This window comes from Cellulomonas xylanilytica, assembly GCF_007989805.1.
GTDB lineage: Bacteria > Actinomycetota > Actinomycetes > Actinomycetales > Cellulomonadaceae > Cellulomonas > Cellulomonas xylanilytica.
In genome coordinates, this window is sequence record NZ_BJUB01000011.1 from 174270 (window position 1) to 182076 (window position 7807).

The 7807-nt window shown below is 71.7% G+C and carries 9 protein-coding genes; 3 read left to right on the forward strand and 6 right to left on the reverse strand.

Going from position 1 to position 7807, the window contains the following annotated elements:
- Positions 1-34 precede the first annotated feature (34 nt).
- Positions 35-1420, forward strand: a complete 1386-nt coding sequence (locus CXY01_RS17040) for a MoxR family ATPase (protein WP_146929661.1) — start codon at positions 35-37, stop codon at positions 1418-1420.
- The gene (locus CXY01_RS17045; protein ID WP_146929664.1) at positions 1413-3398 is read left to right on the forward strand and encodes a vWA domain-containing protein; all 1986 of its coding nucleotides are present in this window, start codon (positions 1413-1415) and stop codon (positions 3396-3398) included. The genes CXY01_RS17040 and CXY01_RS17045 overlap by 8 nt, the downstream gene beginning before the upstream one ends.
- Here the strand turns inward: CXY01_RS17045 and CXY01_RS17050 are convergent, their stop codons facing one another.
- The gene (locus tag CXY01_RS17050; protein WP_246125446.1) at positions 3399-3662 is read right to left on the reverse strand and encodes a DUF3253 domain-containing protein; all 264 of its coding nucleotides are present in this window, start codon (positions 3660-3662) and stop codon (positions 3399-3401) included.
- Positions 3663-3747: 85 nt separating this feature from the next.
- On the opposite strand from CXY01_RS17050, the gene CXY01_RS17055 reads away from it, so the two are divergent.
- Positions 3748-4644 (forward strand): SDR family oxidoreductase, encoded by an 897-nt coding sequence (locus tag CXY01_RS17055; RefSeq protein WP_146929668.1) that lies wholly within the window; start codon positions 3748-3750, stop codon positions 4642-4644.
- 9 nt (positions 4645-4653) lie between these two features.
- Here CXY01_RS17055 and CXY01_RS17060 read toward each other — a convergent pair whose 3' ends face one another.
- The 5 genes from CXY01_RS17060 to CXY01_RS20930 all read right to left on the reverse strand — a co-directional run.
- Positions 4654-5421: an SCO1664 family protein gene (locus CXY01_RS17060; RefSeq protein WP_146929672.1), complete on the reverse strand. Its 768-nt coding sequence runs from the start codon at positions 5419-5421 to the stop codon at positions 4654-4656.
- Positions 5418-5948, reverse strand: coding sequence for a DUF3090 domain-containing protein (locus CXY01_RS17065; protein WP_146929675.1), 531 nt, complete (start codon positions 5946-5948; stop codon positions 5418-5420). The genes CXY01_RS17060 and CXY01_RS17065 overlap by 4 nt, the downstream gene beginning before the upstream one ends.
- 5 nt (positions 5949-5953) lie before the next feature.
- Entirely contained in the window at positions 5954-6640 is a 687-nt protein-coding gene (locus tag CXY01_RS17070; RefSeq protein ID WP_146929679.1) for a histidine phosphatase family protein, read from the reverse strand.
- 63 nt (positions 6641-6703) lie between these two features.
- A complete protein-coding gene (locus tag CXY01_RS17075) occupies positions 6704-7144 on the reverse strand; it encodes a HEAT repeat domain-containing protein (protein WP_146929683.1) in 441 nt (146 codons plus the stop codon).
- Positions 7145-7152: 8 nt separating this feature from the next.
- Positions 7153-7807: zinc metalloprotease (locus CXY01_RS20930; RefSeq protein ID WP_222594575.1), on the reverse strand; the 655-nt coding region annotated here is incomplete at its 5' end.

The window sequence follows — 7807 nt, forward strand, 5'->3', positions numbered from 1 at the left end:
TGCATCCGGCAAACCCAGACGTACGCTCGACCGAATGATGCGTCCCACTGCCGCTACCGTCGGCGAGCTCCGCGCTTCCGGCCACGTCCTGACGTCGGTCCGGGAAGAGCTCCGCTCCAACCTGCTCGCTGCCCTCCGGGAGGGCCGCGACCCGTGGCCGGGCATCCACGGCTTCGACGACACGGTGGTCCCGCAGCTCGAGCGGGCGCTGATCGCCGGGCACGACATCGTGCTGCTCGGTGAGCGTGGGCAGGGCAAGACGCGGCTCCTGCGCACTCTCCAAGGGTTGCTCGACGAGTGGTCGCCGGTCATCGACGGGTCGGAGATCGGGGAGCACCCGTTCGAGCCCATCACGGTGGCGAGCAAGAAGCGCGCAGCGGAAGAAGGTGATGACCTCCCCATCACCTGGCGGCACCGCGACGAGCGGTACGTCGAGAAGCTGGCGACGCCGGACACGAGCGTCGCGGACCTCATCGGTGATGTGGACCCGATGAAGGTCGCGGAGGGGCGCGCGCTCGGTGACCCGGAGACGATCCACTTCGGGCTCGTGCCGCGGGGGCACCGGGGGATCGTCGCGATCAACGAGCTGCCCGACCTGGCCGAGCGCATCCAGGTCGCGATGCTCAACGTGATGGAGGAGCGGGACATCCAGATCCGCGGCTACGTGCTGCGCCTGCCGCTCGACGTGCTGGTCATGGCGACGGCCAACCCGGAGGACTACACCAACCGCGGGCGGATCATCACGCCGCTGAAGGACCGGTTCGGGGCGGAGATCCGGACGCACTACCCGGCGGAGCTGGTCGACGAGGTCGCGGTCATCCGGCAGGAGGCCCTGCTGCACGCGACCGTGCCGGACCACCTGGTCGAGATCCTGGCGCGGTTCACGCGGGCGCTGCGGGAGTCGAGCGCGGTGGACCAGCGCAGCGGGGTCAGTGCGCGGTTCGCCATCGCGGGGGCCGAGACCGTGGCTGCGTCGGCGGTGCACCGTGCCGCTCGGCAGGGCGAGTCGGAGGCGGTCGCGCGTCCCGTCGACCTGGAGACCGCCGTTGACGTGCTCGCCGGCAAGATCGAGTTCGAGTCGGGGGAGGAGGGGCGCGAGGACGAGATCCTCGACCACCTGCTCCGGACTGCGACCGCGGAGACCGTGCGGGCGCACCTGCGCGGGATCGACTTCGGGCTGCTGGTGGACGCGATCCAGGGTGGCGCCATGGTGACCACGGGTGAGCAGGTCACGGCGCGCGACGTCCTGACCGGGCTGCCGTCGCTGGGCGAGTCCGAGCTCTACGACGAGATCTGCGCACGGCTCGGCGCCACCACCGACGGTGAGCGGGCGGCAGCGATCGAGCTCGCGCTGGAGGGTCTGTACCTGTCCCGACGGATCAGCAAGGAGTCCGGGGGCGGCGAGACGATCTATGGCTAGGCCCAACCGGCGCCTCAAGAAGTACACCCCGTACGTCGACGGGCCGGACCCGCTCGCGCCGCCGGTGGACCTGGCCGAGGCGCTGGACGCGATCGGCGAGGACGTCATGGCCGGCTACTCGCCGGAGCGGGCGATGCGCGAGTTCCTGCGGCGCGGCGGGCGCGACCAGGCCGGCCTCGACGAGCTCGCACGGCGGGTTGCCGAGAAGCGCCGGGAGCTGACGCAGCGGAACAACTTGGACGGCACGCTGCAGGAGATCAAGGAGCTGCTCGATCGGGCGGTCCTGGCCGAGCGCAAGCAGCTCGCGCGCGACGTCGACATGGACGAGGGTGACCGCGCGCTCGCGCAGATGCAGCTGGACAACCTGCCGTCGTCGCCCGCGGCCGCCGTCAACGAGCTCAACGGCTACGACTGGCGCAGCAGCGAGGCGCGGCAGGAGTTCGAGAAGATCAAGGACCTGCTGGGCCGGGAGGCTCTGGACCAGCGGTTCGCCGGCATGAAGCAGGCGCTGGAGAACGCCAGCGACGCGGACCGGGCGGCGCTGAACGCGATGCTGGCCGACCTCAACGAGCTGCTCGAGGCGCGCAAGGGCGGCGCTGACACCCAGGAGCAGTTCGACGACTTCATGGCCAAGCACGGGGACTACTTCCCGGAGCAGCCGCGCACGCTCGACGAGCTGCTCGACGCCCTGGCCCAGCGGGCTGCCGCGGCGCAGCGGATGCGCAACTCGATGACGCAGGAGCAGCGTGACGAGCTCGACGCGCTCGCGCAGCAGGCGTTCGGCTCGTCGGACCTCATGAACGCGCTCGGCCAGCTGGACGACAACCTCCGGTCCCTGCGGCCCGGCGAGGACTGGGGAAGCTCCGAGCGGATGGACGGGGAGAACGGGCTCGGCCTCGGCGACGGCACCGGCGTGTTCCAGGACCTGGCCGACCTCGACGCGCTCGCGGAGCAGCTCGCGCAGTCCTACGAGGGCTCGCAGCTCGACGACGTCGACCTCGACAAGCTCGCCCGCCAGCTCGGGAACGACTCCGCCGTCGACGCCCGCACCCTGCAGCGGCTGGAGAAGGCGCTGCGCGACTCCGGCACCCTGCGCCGCGGCTCCGACGGTCAGCTCCTGCTGACACCGAAGGCCATGCGCCAGCTGGGCAAGGCGGTGCTGCGGGCTGTTGCCGACACGGTGTCCGGTCGGCAGGGCGGGCACGACGTCCGCCGGTCCGGCGCCGCGGGGGAGCCCTCGGGCTCGACCCGGCAGTGGGCGTTCGGGGACACCGAGCCGTGGGACGTGAGCCGGACCATCACCAACGCATTGGTCCGAGGCTCCCGCACCATCCAGGTCGACGACGTGGAGATCCAGGAGACGGAGGCGCGGACGCAGGCGTGCGTGGCGCTGCTCGTCGACACGTCGTTCTCCATGGCGATGGAGGGACGCTGGGTGCCGATGAAGCGCACCGCGCTGGCGCTCCACACCCTGGTCACCACGCGGTTCCGCGGGGACGACCTGCAGGTGATCGGCTTCGGGCGCGAGGCGAAGGTCATGCAGATCGAGCAGCTGGTCGGGCTCGACGAGAAGTGGGAGAAGGGCACCAACCTCCACCACGCGCTCCTGCTGGCCAACCGGCACTTCCGCAAGCACCCCCACGCCCAGCCCGTGCTCCTCATCGTCACCGACGGCGAGCCGACCTCCCACCTCGAGTCCGACGGCGAGGTCTTCTTCGACTACCCGCCGCACCCGGTCACGATCGCCCTCGCGGTGCGCGAGCTCGACGGCTCGACGCGGCTCGGCGCCCGCACGACGTTCTTCCGGCTCGGCGACGACCCCGGCCTCGCGCGCTTCGTCGACGCCATGGCCAAGCGGGCGGGCGGCACCGTCGTCACGCCCGAGACGGGCGACCTCGGCGCCGCGGTCATCGGGTCCTACCTGAGCTCACGTCGCAACGGCGCCTTCGGCGGCTGGGGTCGCGACGAGGAGTGGTGACTACGGCTCGCCGGTGCGCCGACGCAGCCGGATCGGACCCCTCGCCGTCGACGGGTCGATCACCTGCCCGCCCTGGGTGACCTCGATCGTGCCGGCGTCCACCAGGCGGCGCGCCGCGGCTCGCGCCGGCTCCATCAGCGGCCGCCACGATGCTCCGCCGATGGCGCGGGCCGCCTCGCTGGGGCAGATCGTCGCGTCCGGCGCGCGACGAGCGAGCAGGTCGACGATCGCCTGCTCGAGGGCACTGTCGCTGCTGTCCGGCACGGGATCAGCGTGAGGCCGGGTCTGCCGGTGCGCCATCCGAAGCGGCGGACCGATATCGTTATCGAACCCCCTGGAGGAGATGACGATGTCGCCTGACCAGCTCACGTTCGACAACCCCGTCGAGCGCCACGCCCACATCAAGCCGCACGCCTCGTGGCAGCCGCTGCCGGGCCTCGACGCGGAGCTCGACCCGAAGGCCGACCACGGCGAGACCAGCTACCGCGGGACCGGCCGCCTGCCGGGCCGGAAGGCGCTGATCACCGGCGGCGACTCGGGCATCGGCGCGGCGGTGGCCATCGCGTTCGCGCGGGAGGGTGCAGACGTGGCGCTGAGCTACCTGCCGGAGGAGCAGGTGGACGCGGAGGCCATCGCGGACCTCGTGCGCGCGGAGGGCCGGACGGCGGTCCTGCTGCCGGGCGACATCCGGGACCGGGAGTTCTGCCGGACTCTGGTCGCCGACGCGGTGGAGGGCCTCGGTGGGCTGGACATCCTGGTGAACAACGCGGCGCACCAGGTGTACCACCAGACGTTCGACCAGCTGGACGAGGCGGACCTGGACCGCACCATCCAGACGAACCTGTACGCGATGTTCTGGATCACGCGCGACGCGCTGGAGCACCTGGGGCCGGGGTCGACGATCATCAACAGCACGTCGGTCCAGGGGTACAACCCGTCGCCGATGATCATCAACTACGCGTCGACCAAGTTCGGGATCATCGGCTTCACCAAGGCGCTGGCCGCCGACCTGGCGCCGCGCGGGATCCGCGTGAACGCCGTCGCGCCGGGGCCGGTGTGGACGCCGTTGCAGGTCTCCGACGGGCAGCCGACCGACAAGCTGAACGGCTTCGGGGAGTCGTCGTGGCTGGGCCGGACGAGCCAGCCGGTCGAGCAGGCGCCCGCGTACGTGTTCCTCGCGTCGCCGGAGTCGAGCTTCGTCGTCGGCGAGGTCATCAACGTCAACGGCGGGGCGAACGTGCCCTGAGCGGTCCGCTCAGAAGAACGGCCACGGGAACGCGGGCATGTCGCCGGACGGTCCGGGGAAGACCGCCGTGCGGAGCAGTCGCTCGCAGCGGGTCGTGAGCGCATCGAGCTCGTCGTCGTCGAGAAGCCCGGCGAGGCGCTGACCGAGGTCGCCGTTCACGGCTGCGCGCACGCGGTCGACGCCGGCCACCTCGTCGTCGGTCAGCGGCTCGCCGCGCCAGCCCCACAGCACCGTCCGCAGCTTGTGCTCGACGTGGAAGCTCACGCCGTGGTCGACGCCGTAGCGGTGGCCGGCCTGCGTCGGGAGGATGTGGCCGCCCTTGCGGTCCGCGTTGTTGATGACGACGTCGAAGACGGCCATGCGGCGCAGCGTGGAGGAGTCCTCGTGGATGAGGGTGACCGGCTCGTCGTCCTCGTCGACCCCCCGGAAGACGGCACGCCACCCCTGCCGGGGAACGTCCGCGACGACGTTCACGGGATCCTGCTCGGCGTCGGGCTGCTGCCAGAGCTGCACCATCCCCGGGCCGAGCGGACCGTCGCGCAGGATCGTGCGCGGCACCACGTCCCAGTCGAACGCCTCCGAGACGAGGTAGGCGGCCGCCTCGCGGTTCGCCAGGGTGCCGTCAGGGAAGTCCCACAGGGGCCGTTCGCCCGCGACCGGCTTGTAGACGACGCTGACACCGTCGACCGTGGCGAGGAAGGTCGCGTTGGAGGCGACCGTGATGCGGCCGACGACCTCGAGCTCACCGCCGACGAGGTCCACCTCGTCGGCTGTCACGGAGTGAGGTCGTCGCACACGTGGCCGTCGTCCGCCATGGGCTGGCCGCAGCGCGGGCACAGCGGCCTGCCGGACCGGACGACCTGCCGGGTGCGCTCCACGAACGCGCGCGCGGTGCCGACCGGCATCCGGAGCACGAGGGTCTCGCTCGGCTCGGCCGCCTCGTCCTCGGTGTCCTCCAGCGGGAACGCCTCGACGATGACCTGCGCGGTCGCCGGGTCCCAGCCCAGGCGCAGGAGCCCCGTGCGGAACTGCTCCTCGACGGGCTGGTCGAGCGGCTCGTTGTCGACGAGCTCGTCGGGCGTGGTGGACGGGACGCTGAACCGGTTGCCCTCGTCGGCCATGAGCGCGTCGAGGATCTCGTCGATCTTGTCGGCGAGCACCGCGGACTGCTCCTTCTCCAGCGCGACGCTGGTGCTCCGGGCGCCGTCGCGGACCTGCAGGTAGAAGGTGCGGGATCCGGGGCTGCCGACCGTCCCGACGACGACGCGGTCGGGCCAGTCGAACTGGTGAACAAGTGCCGGCATGCCTGTCACCTTACGAGGGGCCCCGCGCCGCCGCCGACCGGTGCGTCACCGACCGGACCGGCCGCCCGCAGCCACGACAGGTCGCCGGAGTCGGTGTTGGTCGCCACCACCTCCGGGCGGGTGGTCCCGTACCGGACGATCGAGACGGATCCCGGGTTGACCGTGATGCGCTGGAACAGGTCGAGGTGCATCCCAAGGGCGTCGGCGAGGACGGACTTGATGATGTCGCCGTGCGTGACGGCCACCCAGACCGCCCCGGTGCCGTGCTCCGCCTCGACGGCCGCGTCGTGCCGTCGGATCGCCTCGACCGCTCGTGCCTGCATGCCGGCGAGCGACTCGCCGCCGGGGAACACGGCCTGCGACGGCTGCGTCTGCACCACGGACCACAGCGGTTCCTTGGCGAGCTCCTTGAGGGGCCGGCCCTGCCACTCGCCGTAGTCGCACTCGACGATGCCGGGCTCCAACCCGACCGGGACGGAGCCGGGAGCGGCGACGATCTCGGCCGTCTGTAGGCACCGCTCCAGCGGGCTCGACAGCACCGACACCAGCGGCACCGCGGCGAGGCGTTCGGCTGCGCGCGCGGCCTGCTCCCGCCCGACCTCGTCGAGGTCGACGCCGGGAGATCGCCCGGTCAGGATCCCGGCGACGTTCGCCGTGCTGCGACCGTGCCGGACGAGGATGACTGTGGCCATGCCCGGAGCCTAGGCACGCGGCAGCCGCACTGGTGACCCAGTGCGGCTGCCCACCCAGAAGGCTCAGCCCGGACCGAGCTCCCGGGCCAGGTCGCGGACGTCCGGGTCGTCGTCCTCGTCGGCGACCTTGCGCAGCGATGCCCGGAGGTCACCGCCGAGCGAGCCCACCGACTTCACCGCGCGCGCCCGGATCCCTGCGTCCGGGTCGGCCAGCAGCCGGTCGGCGATCGCCGACGCCCGGTCCTGCGTCAAGGACGCCAGCGAGGCGGCGGCCGAGGCCCGGACGACGTCGTGCCGGCTCCGGGCAGCGAGATCCACCACCCGCTCCGAGCCCTCGGCGTCGATCAGGCCGGCCAGGTAGGCCGCCTTGGGTGCGATCCGTGGATCGTCCTCGGCGACCAGGGCCTCGAGGTCGTCGATCGCGTCCGGTCCTGCCTCGGCGGCGAGAGCGGGATAGTTCAGCTCGTCCCTGTCGAGGGCCTTGCGGAGTTCGTCGCGTTCCATGATGCCTCCTACCGAACCAAGCGGTGCGCGAGCATGGTGTCGATCTCGGACTGTGCCAGGTCGGGCGGCGGGTTCGTGATGTTCCACGTGCCCCCACCCATCATCAACCGGTCGGTCGGCCCCACGTGCGGGAGCCCCAGCACGTGACCTGCCTCGTGACCGAGCGTCCACGGTGACGCCACCGACGTGACGACCGCGCTCCACTGGGTACCCGCATGAGCGGCGCACCCGTTGAGCGGGGGAACCGTCGAGCGGACGAAGTAGACGCAGAGGTCGTCGGCGCCGGCGTTGTTGCGGTTGGCGAACAGCTGGTTCTGCTCCGTCGTGGTGGAGCCCCGGGTGCAGCCGCCGACGTCGAGGTCGGTCAGCAGCGGGAGGTTGAGCGTCTCCGTGCTGGCGACGACCACGTCGATGCCCGCCGACCGGTACACGTCGACCATGCTCTGGATCATCTGCGCACGGCTCACGCTCGTCGGCTCGGTGAGGAGCTTGACGTGCACGCGCAGCTGCTCGGTCGGCTGCCACCAGGTGGAGTAGATGCGTCCGTCGGTGCCGGTGACGAACAGGTCCAGGTGGTCGGGATAGCGGGCCACCACGTCGATGGGCGACGCGAGAGCCGCCGCGCCCCCCGACACGTTGAACCAGCCGCCCCAGCCGGAGGCC

What these genes read in the sequence shown, in the direction of transcription:
- CXY01_RS17065 (WP_146929675.1), bottom strand. Translation starts at nt 5,948, where the DNA reads ATGCCGGCACTTGTTCACCAGTTCGACTGGCCCGACCGCGTCGTCGTC.
- CXY01_RS17055 (WP_146929668.1), top strand. Translation starts at nt 3,748, where the DNA reads ATGTCGCCTGACCAGCTCACGTTCGACAACCCCGTCGAGCGCCACGCC.
- CXY01_RS17045 (WP_146929664.1), top strand. Translation starts at nt 1,413, where the DNA reads ATGGCTAGGCCCAACCGGCGCCTCAAGAAGTACACCCCGTACGTCGAC.
- CXY01_RS17075 (WP_146929683.1), bottom strand. Translation starts at nt 7,144, where the DNA reads ATGGAACGCGACGAACTCCGCAAGGCCCTCGACAGGGACGAGCTGAAC.
- CXY01_RS17040 (WP_146929661.1), top strand. Translation starts at nt 35, where the DNA reads ATGATGCGTCCCACTGCCGCTACCGTCGGCGAGCTCCGCGCTTCCGGC.
- CXY01_RS17070 (WP_146929679.1), bottom strand. Translation starts at nt 6,640, where the DNA reads ATGGCCACAGTCATCCTCGTCCGGCACGGTCGCAGCACGGCGAACGTC.